17 protein-coding genes are annotated in these 18,829 nt (G+C 67.6%); 6 read left to right on the plus strand and 11 right to left on the minus strand.

Annotated features, from left to right (window positions below):
* Positions 1-9 precede the first annotated feature (9 nt).
* From ACO6VK_RS17810 to ACO6VK_RS17830, 5 genes are all read right to left on the minus strand, one after another.
* Positions 10-597 (minus strand): cytochrome c oxidase assembly protein, encoded by a 588-nt coding sequence (locus tag ACO6VK_RS17810; RefSeq protein ID WP_422509481.1) that lies wholly within the window; start codon positions 595-597, stop codon positions 10-12.
* Positions 594-728, minus strand: a complete 135-nt coding sequence (locus ACO6VK_RS17815) for a hypothetical protein (protein ID WP_422509483.1) — start codon at positions 726-728, stop codon at positions 594-596. Before ACO6VK_RS17815 ends, ACO6VK_RS17810 begins: the two co-directional genes overlap by 4 nt.
* A gap of 7 nt (positions 729-735) precedes the next feature.
* Complete coding sequence (gene ctaD, locus ACO6VK_RS17820) at positions 736-2,346, minus strand: cytochrome c oxidase subunit I (protein ID WP_422509485.1); 1,611 nt, start codon at positions 2,344-2,346, stop codon at positions 736-738.
* Positions 2,347-2,410: 64 nt separating this feature from the next.
* On the minus strand, positions 2,411-3,301 hold the full coding sequence (gene coxB / locus ACO6VK_RS17825) for a cytochrome c oxidase subunit II (RefSeq protein ID WP_422509487.1): 891 nt from the start codon (positions 3,299-3,301) through the stop codon (positions 2,411-2,413).
* 56 nt (positions 3,302-3,357) lie between these two features.
* Positions 3,358-3,834 (minus strand): DUF2244 domain-containing protein, encoded by a 477-nt coding sequence (locus ACO6VK_RS17830; RefSeq protein WP_411849642.1) that lies wholly within the window; start codon positions 3,832-3,834, stop codon positions 3,358-3,360.
* A gap of 276 nt (positions 3,835-4,110) precedes the next feature.
* Here ACO6VK_RS17830 and putA point away from each other — a divergent pair, with 276 nt between their 5' ends.
* The gene (putA, locus tag ACO6VK_RS17835) at positions 4,111-7,332 is read left to right on the plus strand and encodes a bifunctional proline dehydrogenase/L-glutamate gamma-semialdehyde dehydrogenase PutA (protein ID WP_422509489.1); all 3,222 of its coding nucleotides are present in this window, start codon (positions 4,111-4,113) and stop codon (positions 7,330-7,332) included.
* A gap of 55 nt (positions 7,333-7,387) precedes the next feature.
* Here the strand turns inward: putA and ACO6VK_RS17840 are convergent, their stop codons facing one another.
* Complete coding sequence (locus tag ACO6VK_RS17840) at positions 7,388-8,032, minus strand: hypothetical protein (RefSeq protein WP_422509491.1); 645 nt, start codon at positions 8,030-8,032, stop codon at positions 7,388-7,390.
* A gap of 129 nt (positions 8,033-8,161) precedes the next feature.
* On the opposite strand from ACO6VK_RS17840, the gene ACO6VK_RS17845 reads away from it, so the two are divergent.
* Positions 8,162-8,893 carry a ThuA domain-containing protein gene (locus ACO6VK_RS17845; RefSeq protein ID WP_422509493.1) on the plus strand — a complete coding sequence of 244 codons (732 nt, stop codon included), beginning with the start codon at positions 8,162-8,164 and terminating at the stop codon, positions 8,891-8,893.
* Here ACO6VK_RS17845 and ACO6VK_RS17850 read toward each other — a convergent pair.
* Entirely contained in the window at positions 8,879-9,283 is a 405-nt protein-coding gene (locus ACO6VK_RS17850) for a GFA family protein (protein WP_422509495.1), read from the minus strand. The two genes, ACO6VK_RS17845 and ACO6VK_RS17850, sit on opposite strands and share 15 nt — an antisense overlap.
* Positions 9,280-9,747, minus strand: coding sequence for a tautomerase family protein (locus tag ACO6VK_RS17855; RefSeq protein ID WP_422509497.1), 468 nt, complete (start codon positions 9,745-9,747; stop codon positions 9,280-9,282). The genes ACO6VK_RS17850 and ACO6VK_RS17855 overlap by 4 nt, the downstream gene beginning before the upstream one ends.
* 92 nt (positions 9,748-9,839) lie before the next feature.
* Here ACO6VK_RS17855 and ACO6VK_RS17860 point away from each other — a divergent pair, with 92 nt between their 5' ends.
* Positions 9,840-10,799, plus strand: coding sequence for a GlxA family transcriptional regulator (locus ACO6VK_RS17860; protein WP_422509499.1), 960 nt, complete (start codon positions 9,840-9,842; stop codon positions 10,797-10,799).
* Positions 10,800-10,881: 82 nt separating this feature from the next.
* Here ACO6VK_RS17860 and ACO6VK_RS17865 read toward each other — a convergent pair whose 3' ends face one another.
* Positions 10,882-12,225 carry an outer membrane protein transport protein gene (locus ACO6VK_RS17865; protein ID WP_422509501.1) on the minus strand — a complete coding sequence of 448 codons (1,344 nt, stop codon included), beginning with the start codon at positions 12,223-12,225 and terminating at the stop codon, positions 10,882-10,884.
* A 228-nt stretch (positions 12,226-12,453) separates the two neighbouring features.
* On the opposite strand from ACO6VK_RS17865, the gene ACO6VK_RS17870 reads away from it, so the two are divergent.
* Positions 12,454-13,146: a rhomboid family intramembrane serine protease gene (locus ACO6VK_RS17870; RefSeq protein ID WP_422509503.1), complete on the plus strand. Its 693-nt coding sequence runs from the start codon at positions 12,454-12,456 to the stop codon at positions 13,144-13,146.
* Positions 13,147-13,264: 118 nt separating this feature from the next.
* Here the strand turns inward: ACO6VK_RS17870 and ACO6VK_RS17875 are convergent, their stop codons facing one another.
* Together ACO6VK_RS17875 and ACO6VK_RS17880 are read right to left on the minus strand one after the other, a co-directional pair.
* On the minus strand, positions 13,265-14,671 hold the full coding sequence (locus ACO6VK_RS17875; protein WP_422509505.1) for a S41 family peptidase: 1,407 nt from the start codon (positions 14,669-14,671) through the stop codon (positions 13,265-13,267).
* Positions 14,672-14,818: 147 nt separating this feature from the next.
* The gene (locus ACO6VK_RS17880) at positions 14,819-16,147 is read right to left on the minus strand and encodes a murein hydrolase activator EnvC family protein (RefSeq protein WP_422509507.1); all 1,329 of its coding nucleotides are present in this window, start codon (positions 16,145-16,147) and stop codon (positions 14,819-14,821) included.
* 99 nt (positions 16,148-16,246) lie between these two features.
* On the opposite strand from ACO6VK_RS17880, the gene ACO6VK_RS17885 reads away from it, so the two are divergent.
* Both ACO6VK_RS17885 and ACO6VK_RS17890 read left to right on the plus strand, forming a co-directional pair.
* A complete protein-coding gene (locus ACO6VK_RS17885; protein ID WP_422509509.1) occupies positions 16,247-16,906 on the plus strand; it encodes a hypothetical protein in 660 nt (219 codons plus the stop codon).
* 57 nt (positions 16,907-16,963) lie between these two features.
* Complete coding sequence (locus tag ACO6VK_RS17890) at positions 16,964-18,679, plus strand: M28 family metallopeptidase (protein WP_422509511.1); 1,716 nt, start codon at positions 16,964-16,966, stop codon at positions 18,677-18,679.
* Positions 18,680-18,829: the final 150 nt, after the last annotated feature.

Below are 18,829 nucleotides of genomic sequence, written 5' to 3' on the forward strand. Positions count from 1 at the left end.
GGGTACGTATCAGGGAGCCGACCGCGCGGTGGCCGGCGGTGTCGCCGGGGCCAGCTGCGCGGACAGTGCGTCGTTCTTGTAGAAGGTGTAGGACAGCGTGATCGTGGTGACGTTGGCGGGCAGGTCCGGGTCGACGATGAAGCGCACCGGCATGTCGCGCTTCTCACCGGCCTGCAGGGTCTGGGCAGTGAAGCAGAAGCACTCGGTCTTGCTGAAATAGCCCGATGCCTTGGCCGGCGCCACCGACGGCACCGCGCTGCCCACCAGCGCGCGATCGCTGTCGTTGCGCGCGTAGTACAGCGCCTCGTTGAGCTCGCCGGGCACAACGTCCATCGTCAGCTGTTCGGGATGGAACGACCACGGCAATTTGGAATTCACCCCGCCATCGAACTCCACGCGCACCGTACGCTTGCTCCCGGCGGTGGTGGCCGCCGCTGCGCCCGGGCCGCGCTCCAGGCGCACGCCGAACACCTTCTCGCAGGCGATGCGGTACAGCGGCACAAGCGAGAAGGTCAGCACGAACACCGCCACCGCCACCCCGATCAGCCGGGGCAGGCCCGCGTGCCGCGCAGGCGGGGTGGGGCGTTCGTCGCTCATCGCCCGATCACCCCACTGAGGATGAAGCCCACATAGACCAGCACCGCCACGCCGCCCACCATCCATGCGGTGCGTTGTGCGCGGCGGCGGCGCAGGGCCAGGTCATTGATGTCGTGCGGAGGCGTGTGCATGGCAACCTCAGTGGGTGATGTCATCGTGGGCCAGATCGCCCGGGCGGATGACCGGCGGCACGGTGAAGGTATGCGCCGGTGCCGGTGACGGAATCGTCCATTCCAGACCCCGCGCGCCTTCCCAGGAGCGGTCGGCTGCCTTCTCGCCGTTGCGCAGCGACACGATCAGGATCGCGGCCATCATGAACGGCGTGGCAAACATGCCGAACGCACCGATCGTGCTGATCAGGTTCCAGTCGGCGAAGGCCACGCTGTAATCCGGGATGCGGCGCGGCATGCCGGCCAAGCCAAGGAAGTGCTGCGGGAAGAACAGCAGGTTGACGAACACGATCGTCCACCAGAAGTGGACCTTGGCCCACGTCTCGTTGTACATGCGCCCGGTCCACTTCGGCCACCAGTAGTACACCGCGCCGATCAGCGCGAACACCGCGCCGGTGACCAGCACGTAGTGGAAATGCGCCACCACGAAGTAGGTGTCGTGATACTGGAAGTCGGCCACCACGATCGCCAGCATCAGGCCGGAGAAGCCACCGATGGTGAACAGGATCACGAAGGCCACCGCCCACAGCATCGGCGCTTCGAAGGTGAGCGAACCGCGCCACATGGTGCTGACCCAGTTGAACACCTTCACCCCGGTGGGGATGGAGATCAGCATGGTGGCGAACATGAAGTAGATTTCGCCGCCCAGTGGCATGCCCACGGTGAACATGTGGTGGGCCCAGACGATGAACGACAGGAAGGCGATTGCCGCCACCGCGTACACCATCGCCTGATAGCCGAACAGCGGCTTGCGGCTGAAGGTGGGGATGATCTCGCTGACCACGCCGAAGGCCGGCAGGATCATGATGTACACCTCCGGGTGCCCGAAGAACCAGAAGATGTGCTGGAACATCACCGGATCGCCGCCACCGGCCGCGTTGAAGAAGCTGGTGCCGAAGAACTTGTCGGTCAGCAGCATGGTCACCGCACCGGCCAGCACCGGCATCACCGCGATCAGCAGGAATGCGGTGATCAGCCAGGACCAGCAGAAGATCGGCATCTTCAGCAGGTCGATGCCCGGCGCGCGCATGTTCAGCACGGTGGCGATGATGTTGATCGCGCCCATGATCGAACTGATGCCGGCCACGTGGATGGCGAACACGGTGAAGGCGACGTTGTAGCCGCCCTGCAGCGACAGCGGCGGGTACAGCGTCCAGCCGCCGGCGGGCGCGCCGCCGGGCAGCAGGAAGGTCAGCAGCAGCAGGCTGAAGGCCACCGGCAGCAGCCAGAACGACCAGTTGTTCATGCGTGGCAGCGCCATGTCCGGCGCGCCGATCTGCAACGGAATCATCCAGTTGGCCAGGCCAACGAAGGCCGGCATCACGCCGCCGAAGATCATCACCAGCGCATGCACTGTGGTGAGCTGGTTGAAGGTCTCCGGTTTGACGAACTGCAGACCCGGCTGCATCAGTTCGGCGCGGATGATCACGCTCATCGCCGCGCCGATGATGAACATGATGAAGCTGAAGAGCAGGTAGAGCGTGCCGATGTCCTTGTGGTTGGTCGAGAAGAACCAACGCTCGAAGAAGCTCTGCTGATGCCCGTGGTGCCCGTCGTGGTCAACTGCGGAATGCGCCATCGCAACTACACCTCACTGGATCCGGTGGTACCCCCGCCCGCCGGCTGGCGGACGCGGCTCGATTTCAGGCGTTGCTGTCTGCTGCGGCCGGTGCGGCCGGTGCCGTGGGTTCGGCGGCAGGTGCCGGTTCGGCCTCGGCCGGTGCCGCCGCAGGCGTCTGCGCTGCCGGCGCCGGTGCGGGCTTGCGCGAGGCCAGCCATTTCTGGAAGTCCTCCTTGGACACCGCCTCGACCACGATCGGCATGAAGCCGTGGTCCTTGCCGCACAGCTCGGCACACTGGCCGCGATACACGCCGGGCGTTTCGATGTTGGTCCAGGCTTCGTTGATGAACCCGGGAATGGCGTCCTGCTTCCACCCCAGTGCGGGCACCCACCAGGCGTGGATGACGTCATCGGAAGTGATGACGAAGCGGACCTTGGTATCCACCGGCAGCACCAGCCGGTTGTCCACGTCCAGCAGATAGTGCGGATGGGACTCGCGGGTGGGCACCTTGCCGCTCTGCCGCATGCGGTCGGACTCGCGGTCCAGGCGGCTGGTGAAGGCCACATCCTCCCCGAGATACTCGTACTTCCACATCCACTGGTAGCCGGTGACCTTGACGGTCATCTCCGAATCCCGGGTGTCGTAGAACTTGATCAGGTTGGCCGTGGCCGGCCACGCCATCACCACCAGGATGATCACCGGGATCACTGTCCAGATCACTTCGGCCCTGGTGTTGTGGCTGAACTGGGCCGCGACGGCGCCCTTGGACTTACGGAACTTGAAGATGGCGTAGAACATCGCGCCAAAGACCAGCACCCCGATCACGGTACAGACCCACAGCGAGAACAGGTTGGATTCCCACGCCAACCGCGAGCTCTGGGTCACCCCTTTGCCCATGTTCAACTGCCACGGTTTGGGGTCGGCCGCCTGGGCCAACGCCATCGCGGGCGCCAGCAGCGCCGCCCCGCACATGCCTGACTTTCCGAACGTCCCGCCCCACTTTCTGCATTGCTTCATTGCCTAGACCCTTAGCGTCGTCGGTTGCAGCCATCGCTGGCCGCGAGCAAGCCTTCTAGTTTCTGAGCCAGTGCCTGGCGTTCGACCGGTGCGAGGAAACGTCCCACCGCCACCTGCCGACCACTGGACACCAGTCGGACCCCCTCATCGTCGGCGACCAGCGTCACCCAGTACGGGTGGGCGCTGAACACCGGCGACTGCCCGGGTACGGGGATGACCTCCACGCACCCCGGCACTACCCGGATCTCTTCCTGCCGCTCTCCACTGCGCCACAACGCACGCAGTGCCACTGCCAGCAACAGGCTGTACAGCAGCGCGAAGAGGGGAGCGAACACGTTGCCGGCAAACCAGCCCAGGCCGGCCACCACCCCCATCGCACCCGCCAACACGGCAAACAACAGGACGAACTGCCGGGCATCGAGCGCCCGTGGGGGACGCAGCCGCAGTTGCGTTCCTGATCCGTCCGGAGCTGACAGCACCTCGATCATGTCGCAACCGCGTTTTTTCCTGCCGCGGGAAACGTCCCGATGGTAGCCCTGCTTTCCAGCGAGCCGCAAGGGTCCATTCACAGTTTCAGAAATGGTGCAATACAGCATTGGACCGGCGGCGGTTTTGACGAAAACGGCACACTATTGGCGACCCCGGTTGGATCGGCGGAATCCCGCTGTATGAAAGGCTATGGCGTACGCCGCGCAACGCCGTGAAAGCGGTTGATGCGACCGAAAAACGATTAAAATGGTCAAGTTCTCCACGAGCCGATCGGCATGACCGCACCTTCCGCGCTTCCCCCCGCACCGGCCTCGTCCGGCGCCCGCCCGCCCCTGCTCTCACCCGAGCTGCCGGCGGTTCCCAACCCGTTCCGCCAGGCCATCACCGATGCCTGGATGAAGGACGAAGCCAGCCACGTGCGCGAGCTGCTGGAGCAGGCCCGCCTGCCGGCGGCCGAGCAGGCGCAGGTGCAGGCCACCGCCGCCGACCTGGTCGCCCGCGTGCGCGTGCGCGCCAAGGACCAGGGCGCGATCGAAGCCTTCATGCGCCAGTACGACCTGGGCAGCGAGGAAGGCGTGCTGCTGATGTGCGTGGCCGAAGCGCTGCTGCGCATTCCGGACCAGACCACCGCCGACAAGCTGATCCGCGACAAGCTCGGCGATGCCGACTGGAAGAAGCACATGGGCGGCAGCGACTCGGTGCTGGTCAATGCCTCCACCTGGGGGCTGATGCTGACCGGCCGCCTGGTGCAGATCAACGACGCCACCCGCGCCGACGTGCCGGGCGCATTCGCGCGCCTGATCGGCCGTGTCGGTGAGCCGGTGATCCGCCTGGCCGTGCGCCAGGCCATGAAGATCATGGGCCACCAGTTCGTCATGGGCCGCACCATCGACGAAGCGCTGTCGCGTTCGCACAAGGGCGACAACGCCAGCTACCGCTATTCGTTCGACATGCTCGGCGAAGGCGCGCTGACCATGAAGGACGCCAAGCGCTACCTGGAAGACTACCGCCGCGCGATCCACTCCATCGGCGGCGATCACAAGGCGCGTGGCGGCCGCCCGGATGGCGACGTCAATGCCGCGCCGGGCATCTCGATCAAGCTGTCGGCGCTGTATCCGCGCTACGAGCACGCCAAGCGTGCACGGGTGATGGCCGACCTGGTGCCGGGCGTGCTGGAACTGGCGCAGCTGGCCAGGTCGTATGGCATCGGCTGCACCGTGGATGCCGAGGAAACCGACCGCCTGGAACTGTCGCTGGACATCATCGAAGCAGTCGTGAGCGATGCCTCGCTGGCCGGTTGGGAAGGCTTCGGCGTGGTCGTGCAGGCGTACCAGAAGCGCACCCCGTACACGATCGATTACCTGGCCGATCTGGCCCGTCGCATCGGTCGTCGCCTGCAGGTGCGCCTGGTCAAGGGTGCGTACTGGGATGCGGAGATCAAGCGCGCGCAGATCGAGGGTCTGCCGGCCTACCCGGTGTTCACCCGCAAGCAGAACACCGACGTGTCCTACCTGGCATGCGCGCAGCGTCTGTTCACGCATGCCGACGCGATCTACCCGATGTTCGCCACGCACAACGCGCACACCATCGCGGCGGTGAAGGCGATCGCCAAGGGTGGCCAGTACGAGCACCAGAAGCTGCACGGCATGGGCGATGACCTGTACGCCGAAGTGGTGCCGGCCGACCGCCTGAATGTGCCGTGCCGTGTGTATGCACCGGTCGGTTCGCACGAAGACCTGCTGCCTTACCTGGTGCGGCGTCTTCTCGAGAACGGTGCCAACTCCAGCTTCGTCAACCGCATCACCGACGACAGCGTGGCCATCGACGACCTGATCCGCGATCCGGTCGAAGCGGTGTCCTCGTTCGCGTCCATCCCGCATCCGAAAATCCCGCTGCCGGTCGATCTGCTGCGCAGCCAGAACCATGACAGGAAGAACTCAATGGGCGTCAATCTCGCCAACGACAACGATCTGCGTGCACTGGCCGCGCAGCTCAACGCGGCCGTGAAGCCGTGGCAGGCCGCACCGCTGGTGCCGGGTGCGCAGCCGACCGGCGCGCTGTTGAACGTGGTCAACCCGGCCGACACCCGCGAGGTCGTCGGCCAGTGGCAGCCGGCCGACAGCGCCACCGTGGAGAAGGCGCTGGCCAACGCCGTGGCCGCGCAGCCGCAGTGGAACCGCACCCCGGCCGCCAGCCGCGCGGCGATCCTGGAGCACGCCGCCGACCAGCTGGAAACGCGTCTGCCGGAGTTCATGGCGCTGTGCGTGAAGGAAGCCGGCAAGAGCCTGCCCGACGGCATCGCCGAAGTGCGTGAAGCGGTCGACTTCCTGCGCTATTACGCCAAGCAGGCGCGCGAGCAGTTCGGCCATGCCGAGAAGCTGCCGAGCCCGACCGGTGAATCCAACGAACTGCAGCTGCACGGCCGCGGCGTGTTCGTCTGCATCAGCCCGTGGAACTTCCCGCTGGCGATCTTCCTGGGCCAGGTCAGCGCCGCGCTGGCCGCCGGCAACAGTGTGATCGCCAAGCCCGCCGAACAGACCAACCTGATCGGCTACTACGCGGTGAAGCTGCTGCTCGAGGCCGGCGTGCCCGAGGGCGTGCTGCAGTTCCTGCCGGGCGACGGTGCCACCGTCGGTGCCGCCCTCACCGCCGATCCGCGCGTGGCCGGCGTGGCCTTCACCGGTTCCACCGACACGGCCCGCGCGATCAACCGCGCGATGGCCGCGCGCGATGCCGCCATCGGCGTGCTGATCGCCGAGACCGGTGGCCAGAACGCCTTCATTGCCGACTCCTCGGCGTTGCCGGAACAGCTGGTCAAGGACGCCATCGGTTCGGCCTTCACGTCTGCTGGCCAGCGCTGCTCGGCCGCGCGCGTGCTGTTCGTGCAGGACGACATCGCCGACAAGGTGATGACCATGCTGGCCGGTGCGATGGCCGAGCTGAAGGTCGGCGACCCGGGCCTGCTGTCCACCGACGTCGGCCCGGTGATCGATGCCGACGCGCTGCAGATCCTGCAGGACCATGCCGTGCGCATGGAGAAGGACGCCCGCCTGATCGCCGCCGCCGCGCTCAGCGACGCCACCGCGCATGGCACCTTCTTTGCGCCGCGTGCCTACGAGCTGAAGAACCTTGACCAGCTGCACAAGGAAATCTTCGGGCCGGTGCTGCACGTGATCCGCTGGAAGGGCGACCAGCTCGATGCGGTGATCGACCAGATCAACGCCACCGGCTACGGCCTGACGCTTGGCGTGCATTCGCGCATCGACGAGACCGTCGACCGCATTTCCTCGCGTGTGAACGTGGGCAATGTGTACGTCAACCGCAACCAGATCGGTGCGGTGGTCGGCGTGCAGCCGTTCGGCGGCCAGGGCCTGTCCGGCACCGGTCCCAAGGCCGGCGGCCCGCACTACCTGCTGCGCTTCGCCACCGAAAAGACCGTCACCGTGAACACCACGGCGGCCGGTGGCAACGCCTCGCTGCTGACCCTGGGCGATTGATCGCCCGCGTCACGCAGTAAACGAAAAACCCCGCGAAAGCGGGGTTTTTTGTAGGTCACTCGGCCTCGATCGATTCGATCTCGTCGCGCATCAGCAGTTCGTTGCCCATGTAGCGCTCGAACTTGATGCGGCCGAAGCCGGCCGCGTACCAGGCTTCGATACGGTTGTCTTCGAAGGTCGCCGTGACATGACAGGTGTCCTTGAAGGTGCGCGGCTGGAAGCCCACCTCCGCCTCCACATCCTCGAAGCCCACGAAGGTGTAGTCGGAGAACCCGTCGTAGTCGAGCGGCTCGACGGTTTCCTCGACGTGGTGGGTGCGCTGGCCCTTGCCGGTGAGCTCGAAACGATCGCCCGGCTTGGCGCTGGCCGGGAAGGTCGGCGCAGGCGTGAAGATGTCGGTCATCACCGGCTTGGACGCGTCGCCGCCCCACGCGGAGATGCCGAAACGCTCCTGGCCGAGGAACTGGCGGCCGCTGGCATCGTAGTAGCTCGCGGTACCGACGCCACCGCCGGCGCTGTTGACCCGGATCGCATTCTGACCGGCGAACGTGGCCTTCTCGATGGTCAGCGTTTCATCGCCGTTGGACCACTGCAGGCCAGGCGTGAGAGTGAAGCAGCTGGCGAAATCGCCGGCCAGTGCAGGGGCCGACAGTGCGGCCAGGCCCAGGGCGAGGGCGGAACGAAGCGCGAGAGGCGACATGTACAGATCCTTGTCAAACGTCATTGACCCACGCGGTGCGTGGGTGGGTGCGGGATTGTACGCGCTGCATCTTGCAGCACTGCACGGAAAGCACCGTGCCCCGGGCCAAAGCCGTGGCAGAATCCGGCCATGCGCCTGCCTTCCCCGCTGCTGTCGCTTCTGCTGGTCCTGATGCACGCGCCTGCTGCACAGGCCGGGCCAGCACCGGAGCGTGCGCTGGTGTTCACCCGTACGGTGGAGTACGGCCACGAGTCCATCCCTGCCGCCGTGGCCGCGCTGCAACGCGTCGCCACGGCCGAGGGCATGCAGGCCGACCACAGCGAGAACGCCGCCGACTTCACCGCCGCCAATCTGGCGCGCTACCGCGTGGTGGTGTTTGCCAGCACCACCGGCGACGTGCTCGATGACCAGCAGCAGGCCGCGCTGGAAGGCTTCATCCGCGGCGGAGGTGGTTTTGTCGGCCTGCATGCCGCTGCCGATACCGAGTACGACTGGCCGTGGTACGGCCGCCTGGTGGGCGCGTACTTCCATTCGCATCCCCCCGGCCTGCAGACCAGCCGCGTGCAGCCCGAACGCGATGGCCGCGTGCGTGGTGCGCCGTGGGCGGTGCACGACGAGCTGTACAACTATCGCGACACGCCGCGCGGGCGCGTGCAGGTGGTCGCCACGGTGGACGAACGCCTGTACGACGGCGGCCGCATGGGGAGCGACCACCCGATCACCTGGTGCCATCCCTTCGACGGCGGCCGCAGCTGGTACACCGGGCTGGGCCACGACGAGGCGATGTATCGGTTGCCGGCGTTCGTGGCGCAGGTGCGGCAGGGACTGCGCTACGCGGCCGGTCGCTCAGCGCACTGCTGAGGCCATCGCCTGTGCCTGCAGCCAGGCGCGCGCGGCCTCCTCCCAGTGCTGCCCGTCGAAACGGTGGATCTCCAGCGTCGCCAGATCCACGCCGTCCACGCAACGCAGGTTGATCACCCACGCCGTAGGCGCGAGCCGCGGATGACTGAACGGCGCCGCCCCGCAGCGGTGGCAGAAGTAGTGCGTGGCGGTACGCGTGCCGAACGCATAGGTGGACAACGCGTCGTTGCCCTCGATCAGCTGGAAGTGCGCATCCGCGCAACCGACCCAGATCGCACCCCGCTGATGGCAGAGCGAGCAGTTGCACGCGAAGGCGCGCAGCGACGGTGCCTGGAAGGCGAACCGCACCGCACCGCAGTGGCAGGCGCCGGACCATGTGGAGAGGGTCATCGCACACCTCCCACCGACGGCGCCGGCTGCAGATGCGCGTACCCGGCCGCACGCACGAAGTCGTCGCGGTGCCAGACCTGCCCGTTCACCGCCCAATGACCCTCGGCGACGTCCTCGATCACGATCGAGGTGATCAGCCGGCGCGGGTCGTCGGCGGCCACACTTGTTGCAATGGCCTGGTGCACGGCATGCGCATAGGCGGCGCGACGCTCGGCATCGAGCACGCCGGCCGGCGCCCGTATGTGGACCTGGCAGGGAATGGCATCGGCGAGCGGGTCGCGACCGCCGCACGTCCACTGCCCCGGTGCGGTGTGCTCCAGCATCACCCAGCACAACGCCTGCTGGCGCGGGTCGTTGCCCAGCCCGCAGGCGCGCACGGCAGCGGTATGGACGGCCTGCAGCAGCCGCGCGCAGCGGGCGGCATCGAAGGCGGTGGCGGGCAGGCGCAGGGTGATGTTCGGCATGTGGGGGACCGCAGAGGAGAGGCCCTCATTGAATCTCCGCGCGGCTGCGGCCACCATCGACTGATTCGACATCTTTCGTGCGGAATCGGCCAATGCAGGATTTCACCGTCATCGTGCTCCCCGGCGCCTTTGCGTCCAGTGTCGCGCTGAGCGTGGACATGCTCTCCACGGCCGCCACGCTGGCGCCGCGACTGGGCCTGCCGGCACCCCGCTGGCAGATCTGCAGTGCCACGCGCGGCCCGGTCCGGCTCGGCGACCACCTGCAGCTGCGTGCGCAGCCACTGCCGCGTGCGCCTGACGGCAACGCATGCTGGATCGTGCCGGGCCTGGGTGTGGACGATCCCCACGCGATCGCCGCGCGGCTGGCCGGCGCCGACGTTCCGCGGGTGCTGCGCGCCCTGCGTGCGCACGCCGCTGCAGGCGGGCGCATCGCCGCGTCATGCGCGTCCGTATTCCTGCTGCAGGCCGCCGGCCTGCTCGCGCAGCGGCGGGTCACCACCACCTGGTGGCTGGCCGCCGCGCTGCAACGGCTGGAACCGACCTGCCAGGTCGATCCGGATCACATGGTGATCGACGACGGTGCGGTGACCACCGCCGGTGCGGCGCTCGGCCACAGCGACCTGATGCTGCACCTGCTGCGCCAGCGCTTCGGGCCGGCGCTGGCCGAGGCGGTGACGCGTGCGCTGCTGCTGGACCGTCGCCAGCTGCAGTCGCCGTTCATGGTCCCGGCGATGATGGCGCAAGGCAATGCGTTGATCGCCGCCCTGACCGCGCATGTGGAAGCGCGCCTGCCCGCCGCGTTGAGCGTTGGCGATCTGGCCCTGCACATGGGCATGTCCACCCGTACCTTGTCGCGGCAGGTCACCCGGGCGACGGGGCACGGCCCGCTGCACCTGATCCGCAGCGTGCAGTTGAACCGGGCGCGGGCACTGCTGGAGAACAGCCGCTATTCGGTGGAAGCAGTCGCCGAGCGGGTCGGTTACGGCGATCCCACCGCGCTGCGCCGGCTGATGCGCCAACGTCTCAACGCGACGCCACGCCAGCTGCGCTGAGCGCGGTCCGTATGCCGGAAACAGAAAGGCCCCGCGCGAGCGGGGCCTTTCGTACAGCGTGTGATGTCCGCTTACGCGTCGATCAGAACTTGTAGTTCACCGACGCCGCCAGCACATCGCCGCGCACCTTGTACTTGCCGGTGAGCGCGTTGCCCTGGTTGTTGGTGGTACCGGCGATGATCACGTCCGGATCCTTGGTGAACAGGTGCAGGTAGCCGAAGTTGTACTCGACGTTTTCCGACGGGGTCCAGCCCACGCCCAGCGACAGCCACTTGCGGCTGGTGTCGGGCACGCGCACGTCGCGGTGTGCGTTGGTGGTCGGGGTCTGGTCCAGCGCGATACCGCCGCGCAGGGTGACGGTGTCGCTCAGCTTGTAGTCGGTACCCAGCGAGACGAAGGTCGTGTCGCGGTAGCCGAATTCCAGCACCGAATCGGGCTGCGCCGAGGCGTAGTCGATGGTGACCTGGTCGAAGGCGGTCGACCACGCGGTGCGGGTCACGTCGCCCATCACGGTCCACTTGTCGTTGACGTTGTGGGTGACGCTCAGGGTGGCCGAGGCCGGCAGGGTCACGGTGGCCTTGCCCGAGGTGCTCACGAAGCGGCCCGGCTGCACGGCGTTCAGCACGGTTGCCACATCCGGCGGCACCGCGAAGGTGGCATCGCCGCCGGTGATCTTGTGCTCGACCTTGGAACGGTAGCTGATGCCGATGTGGGTGTTCTCATCCGGGCTGAACAAGCCGCCCACGGTCCAGCCCACCGCATTGTTGTCGCCTTCCACGGTCAGCTTGCCGTCGGCGCTGCCCGGGGCGTAGCCCGGCACGCGCGACTGCGCCAGCGCGGTGCCGAAGTCGATGTTGTTGCTCAGTTCGATGGTCAGGTGTTCGACGAACACCGATGCGCCGAACGACACGTACGGGTTGACGTCGTACGAGGCGGCAAAGCCCAGGTCGATCGCCTTCAGGTCGGTCTTCAGGCCGCTGTAACGGCCGACCCAGCCATTGTCGTATTCGGTCTTGAAGCCGAACGGTGCGGTCAGCGACACGCCGAAGTGGGCCTTTTCGCCGATCGGCATGTGGAAGTAGGCAGCCGGAACCGGGGCGATCATGCCGGCGTCGCCGCCGTCACCGCCGGTCTGGGCCTGGCCGGTCGGCTTGCGGCCGGTGCCGTGGAACTTGGCCGAGAAGCTGATGGCGCTCAGGTCGCCCTGGACCTGCATGCCTTCCAGCTGGCGCATGCCGGCCGGGTTGACGGCGATGATGGAGGCGTCGCCCGCGGCGCTGCCGGAACCGGCGAACGAACGGCCCAGGCCCTTGGCGCTGTTTTCCTTCAGCTGGAAGGCGGCGGCGTTGACGTGACCAGCGGCCAGGGCACCGGCAATGCCGACGGCCAGGGCGGTGACACGGGCAAGCGTGGAAGCGGTATGCATTGTTGGTTCTCTCCGGAATTGCGGTGATGTTTGGCAACGCGCGCCTGCGTAGCCCCTCCCCTTGCGGATCGGGACGACGCGCCGGATTCCCCTCCCGACATACGACGCCGTATGCGAGTATACCCAGACCGGTTAATGAAACAATAACGGCCGTCGACCTCCCGGCCATTCAGGCTGAACGCGACATTCCCCCGTCCGGGTCGCCCCCGCGCTAGGCTAGCGCCACCCATGTTCGTGTCGATTCCCTCCCGCAAGAAGTCCGCGTTGCGCTGGGCCACCCCGCTGCTGTTCGCGGCCCTGTGGCTGGCCTTCCTGTGGTCGATCTCCCGGCCGGACGACGCCCGGCGCAGCCTGTGGCTGGACTGGGGCGCCCTGTCCACGGGCCTGACCCATCCGCTGGACTGGTGGGCCACCCTGCAGGACGGCAGCGTGCTGCGGCTGTTCACCGCCCTGTTCCTGCACGCGGACTGGTCGCACCTGCTCGGCAACCTGGTGTTCCTGTTGATCTTCGGGCTGCCCGCCGAACGCGTGCTGGGGCCGTGGCGGCTGATCCTGCTGTTCCTGGTGGGCGGGGCGATCTCCAACCTGACCGCGATCTACACGATGGGCAGCCCGGACCAGATCATCATCGGCGCCAGCGGCGCGGTGTCGGCGCTGATCGGCGCCTACCTGGCGCTGTTCCCGGGCGCACGGCTCGGCGTGGTGATCCCGCTGGGCCTGTTCCTGGAGTTCGTGCGCGCGCCGGCCTACCTGCTGATCGGCGTGTGGGCGGCGCTGCAGGTGGTGTTCGCCTACATCGGCCCGACCTTCGGCATGGTCGCCTGGTGGGCGCACATCGCCGGCTTCGCCTTCGGGCTGGCCTACGGCGTGTACGTGCGCGCGGCCATCGCACGGCGCCTGCGCAAACGCCACGGCTTCTAGGCGCTGCGGCGGCCACGTAGAGCCGGGTTCTACCCGGCTGCTCCTGTGCCGATCATTGCCGCGCTGCGCACGGCCAGCCGAGCAACGCTCGGCTCTACAACGGCGGGGGTACGGTCGATCAGGGCTTGGTCGGCGCTTCTGCCGGCTTCGCTTCGGGCTTTGCTTCGGGCTTCGCCTCAGGCTTGGCCGCCGGCTTCCTGGCTGCCTCCGCCTTCTGCCTGGCCACCACCGAGCCCGGCTGCTTCAATTCGGCCAGTGCATCGTTGATCGGGCCGTCGCCAGGCAGCACGTCACCGGCTTTGTAGCCGTCGCCGCCTTCCTCGTCGCCGCGCAGATGGCCCGGCAGGGTCGCTTCGCTGTAGTCGGTCAGGCTGGCCGGCAGCGCGTCGTCGCCGTCGCGCTTGTCGGGCACCAGCACCACGTCCGGCACGATGCCGGTGGCCTGGATCGACTTGCCGCTGGGCGTGAAGTAGCGGGCGGTGGTGAGCTTGACCGAATCGCCGTTGTCCAGCGGCAGCACGGTCTGTACCGAGCCCTTGCCGAAGGTGCGGCTGCCGACCACGCGCGCGCGGCCGTTGTCGCGCAGCGCGCCGGCCAGCACTTCCGATGCACTGGCCGACCCGGCATCGGCCAGGACCACCACCGGCGCGCCCTTGAGCAGATCGCCCGGCGTCGCGTCGAAGCGCGCATCGCTGATCGAGATGCGGCCACGGGTGCTGACGATGTTGCCCTTGTCGAGCAGGTCGTCGGCCACCTGTACGGCCGCAGTAAGCAGCCCGCCCGGGTTGCTGCGCAGATCCAGCACCAGGCCCTTGAGCTTGCCACCGGCCTGCTGCTGCAGCTGCGCGACATGCTTCTGGAAATCGGCGCCGGTGTCGGCCTGGAAGGTGCTCAGGCGGATGTAGCCGTAGCCGGGCTCCAGCATCCGGCTGCGCACACTGGTGACGCGGATGGTTTCGCGGGTGACGGTCACGTCGAACGGCTTGGGCCGGCTCTCGCGCACCAGCGTCAGCACGACCTTGCTGCCGGCCGCACCCCGCAGCGGTTCGGTGGCCTCGATCGCACTGATCGGCTTGCCGTCGATGGCGATGATCAGATCGCCGGCCAGGATGCCCGCACGTGCCGCCGGGGTGTCGTCGATCGGCGAGATCACCTTCAGGCTGCTGTTGTCCGGCTGCTGCTGCAGTTCCACGCCGATGCCTTCGTAGGCGCCGTTGGCCTGCTCATCGAAGGCCTCGGCGTCTTCCTTGTCGAAGTAGGTGCTGTGCGGGTCCAGGTCCAGCAGCAGGCCGCGGATCGCGGACTGCATCAGCTTCTTGTCGTCCACCGGGTCCACATAGGCGGCGCGCACCGCGTTGTACACCGCCACGTAACGCCGGATTTCCTCGAGCGGCACGCGCGAGGTCACCGCCTCTTCACTGGTTGCCGCATCGCTGCCGCGTGCCGGCGCATCGCCGGTCTGCTGCGCCCAGGACACGGCCGGCAACAGGGCCAGCAACAAGGTGGCGGAACGGGCTACGCGCATGAAGCACTCCAGGGTAAGCGGGGGACGGGAACACACACACACCGGGGTGCGTGTTCCGATTATGCGCGAAGGCCCGATAAATTCCCGTTGAACCGCCCGGCGCCCGCCCGTGCCGCGAGGGGGGCGCGATTCATCGCCCCGTCGACCTCAGCGACGCTGCAGCCAGGACCCGGGGTCCACCGGTTGGCCGTTGCGACGCAGCTCGAAGTACAGCGCCGTCACGCCCTGTCCGCCGGAGTTGCCGACCTTGGCCACCGCGTCGCCCTTCTTCACCGCCGCACCCGCATCGCGCAGCAGGGTGTCGTTGTGGGCGTAAAGGCTCATGTAGCCATTGCCGTGGTCAACGATCAGGATCATGCCGTAGCCGGTCATCCAGTCCGAGAACACCACCGTGCCATCGGCCACGGCGGTGATGGTGCTGCCGGCCGGTGCACCGATCAGGACACCGCTGCTGGTACGGCCATCAGGCAGCTTGCCGCCGTAACGGGCGAGCAGATTGCCCGACAGCGGCCAGCCCAGGCCGCCCACTTTCGGTGCCGGTGCGGAGGCCACCACGGGCGGTACCTTGACCGCACGCGGCGGGGCACGCGTGCCGCTCGCGGCGGCCGCCTTCTCGGCTTTGTCGGCCGCGGCCTTTTCCGCTGCAGCGCGCCGGGCGGCCGCGCGCCGTTCCGCTTCGGCGCGTGCTGCGGCGGCACGCAGGTTGGCCAGCAGGGTTTCCAGTGCCTTGGCGTCCTGGCCCAGCGCCTTCTCCCGCTCGCTGCGGTCCTTGAAGCGCTCGTCCAGCGTGGCCACGGTGGCGGCGCGCTCGCGGCGGTCGCCCTCCAGTGCGGCCGCCTGCTGCTTCTGCTGCTGACGGGTGCCTTCCAACGCCTGCCGGCGCTCGACGATCTCCGTTTCCAGCGTCTGCAGGTCAGCCAGATCGCGGGTCAGGGCCTGGATGCGCTGCGCGCGTTCGCGTTGCAGATAGCGGTGATAGGCCAGGGTGCGGTTGGCATCGGCCACGCGGTCCTGCGACAGCAGCAGCTTGAGCGGTGCATTGTTGCCTACGCGATACGCGGCACGCAGCAGCGACGCCAGTTCTTCGCGCTGCTGCGCCATCCCGGCCTGCAGCTCGGTGCGCTTGCGCTGCAGCTCGTTCATCGCTCGGGTTTCGCGCTGCAGCGCGGTCTCGGTCTGGGCCAGAACGCGGCCGGTGCGGGCGACCTTTTCATCGGCCTCGCGCAGCTGTCGCGACGCCTGGCCGCGCTGCCCTTCGAGGGTCCGCCGCTCCTGCGCCACGCCTTTGAGTTCGCTGCGCAGCTTCTGCAGCTTGCGCTCGGTTTCCTTGGGCGTCTGCGCCACCGCCCCCTGGCCGGCCAACAACAGCGCGGTGGCCAGCAACAGCCCCTGCAGCATCACGCCCAGGCGGCGCGAAACGGCGCGTCCTGCGGTGGGTTTGTTATCCCGGCGTGAGGAAAAGGCGTTGTGGCGCAAGGGCTTTCCAGTGACTTCAGGCAGATGCAGATTGTAGCGACGCATGGTGACATTGCAGCAGGCGGCCTGCCAGCCGCGCGCCAGACAACCGAGGCTCCCATGAAATCTGTTTCGTTCCCGTTGTTGTTGGCCCTGATGGTGTCGGCCCCCGCGCTTGCCCAGGAAGACATCAGCAAGGTCAACGGCAGTATCACCGCCCAATCGGGCCAGACCTACGGCGATCTGGATACCGTCAATGGCAGCATCCGCATCGAGGAAGGCGCCGTGACCGGCGACATCGAAACCGTCAACGGCGGCATCCGGATTGGCGACCGCGCCCGTACCGGCGGCATCTCCACGGTCAACGGCAGCATCCAGATCGGACGTGAGGTGGTGGCCAACGGCGACGTCGAAACCGTCAACGGCAGCATCTTCGCCGACCGGGGCAGCCAGATCGAGGGCGGTGTGGATACCGTCAACGGCAGCATCGGGCTGGTCGACACGCGGCTGGGCGAAGGCATCGAGACGGTCAACGGCGACATCACGGTCGGCGTCGGCTCGCAGGTCGGGGGCGGCATCCGGGTCAAGAAGGCCAGTTTCAACCTGTCGCTGACGCCGGGCCGCAAGCCACGGGTGATCATCGGCCCCAACGCGGTGGTCGGCGGCACCCTGCAGTTCGATCGCGACGTCACGCTGTACATCCACCGCAGCGCACGTACCGGTGCGATCACTGGTGCGGTGGCGCAGGCCTTCGACACCGACGCCGCGCCGCAGGATTGATATTGTGTCCCCCCCGGCGCGCTGCTGGCGCCGGCCTCTTTGATCCAGGAACCGACGATGCCCCGCAAACTTCTGTTGTGCCTCGCCGCTGCCGCCGCTCTGTCGGCGTGCAAAGGCGAGCAGACCGCTCCCGCCCCCGCTCCGGCGGCCGCACCGGCTCCCGCCGCCGGCCATGCCTTCTCGGCCGACATCAACGCCGGCGACTTCGCCGAGCTGGTCAAGACACTGGCCTCGGACGAATTCGAGGGCCGCGCGCCAGGCAGCGTTGGTGAAGACCGCACGGTCGAGTACATCCGCGACCAGATGCAGCGCATCGGCCTGCAGCCCGGCAATGGCGACAGCTGGTTCCAGGACGTGGCGATGACCGAGACCACCGCCGACGAATCGACCGTGCTCACGCTCGAGCAGGACGGCAAGACGCGCGCCCTGACCTTCGGCAAGGACATGGTGATCGGCACCCGCACCGGCCAGCCGGAGATCAAGGTATCGTCCAGCGACCTGGTGTTCGTCGGTTACGGCGTGGACGCGCCGGAGCAGAAGTGGAATGACTACGCCGGCCAGGACTGGAAGGGCAAGACGGTGGTCATGTTCGTCAACGACCCCGGCTTCCACGTCGACGACAGCACGCTGTTCGACGGCAAGCGCATGACCTACTACGGCCGCTGGACCTACAAGTTCGAGGAGGCTGCACGCAAGGGTGCAGCCGCGGCGCTGATCGTGCACGACACCGCCGGCGCCTCGTACGGCTGGGACGTGGTCAAGAACTCCTGGGCGGGCCCGCAGTACGACCTGCCGGCCAAGGACGATACGGAAGCACGCCTGCCCGCACAGGGCTGGCTGAGCGCCGATGCTGCGCGGCAGCTGTTCGCCGAGGCCGGTCTGGACCTGGACAAGGCCTACAAGGACGCCAGCAAGCGTGGTTTCAAGCCGGTGCCGCTGAAGGCCAAGGTCTCCTTCGACCTGAAGAGCACCATCGCCGAGAAGAAGTCGCGCAACGTGGTCGGCGTTCTGCCGGGCAGCAAGCGCGCCGACGAGGCGGTGCTGTACATGGCGCACTGGGATCACCTGGGCAAGCACGAAGGTGAGCAGGGTGACAACGTCTACAACGGCGCCATCGACAACGCGACCGGTGTGGCCGGCATCCTGGAGATCGCCGATGCGATGGTGCACCAGCAGCCCGCGCCGGAACGCTCGGTGGTGTTCCTGGCGGTCACGCTGGAGGAATCGGGCCTGCTGGGCTCGAAGTACTTCGTCAATCACCCGACCTTCCCGCTCGACAAGATCGCCGGCGTGATCAACATCGATGCGATGTCGGTGGCCGGCCACGCCAAGGACATGACCGTGACCGGTTTCGGCAGCTCGGAGCTGGAGGACATCCTCAAGCCGTTGGCCGCCAACCAGGGCCGCACCCTGCACGGCGAAACGGCGGTGCAGAGCGGTTTCTACTTCCGTTCGGATCACTTCAACTTCGCCAAGGCGGGCGTTCCGGCCCTGTACGCCGACGGCGGCGAAGATCTGCGCGAGGGTGGCATCGAAGCGGGCCGCAAGGCCGCCGAAGACTATGGCCGCAACCGCTACCACGGTCCGAAGGACGAGTACGACGCCGCCACCTGGAAGCTGGACGGCACGGTCGAGGACCTGCAGCTGCTGTACGGCGTCGGCAAGGAGCTGGCCGGCGGCGATCGTTGGCCGAACTGGTACGAGGGCAACCCGTTCAAGGCGGCCCGCGACACGATGATGAAGGGCAAGACCCCGGCGCCCGCAACCAACTGAGCGGATGCGTAGGGAGTGAACAGAAACGGCGCCGAGAGGCGCCGTTTTTTATGGCCGAGGGTGTGGCCCGGGCGCACGGTCGTGGGTAGGTGCCGACCGTTGGCCGGCACGTTGCATCACCGCGCGCAGAGCCCGCCGCTGCGCGCCGTC

Source organism: Stenotrophomonas sp. GZD-301, from assembly GCF_049310345.1.
Lineage (GTDB): Bacteria > Pseudomonadota > Gammaproteobacteria > Xanthomonadales > Xanthomonadaceae > Stenotrophomonas.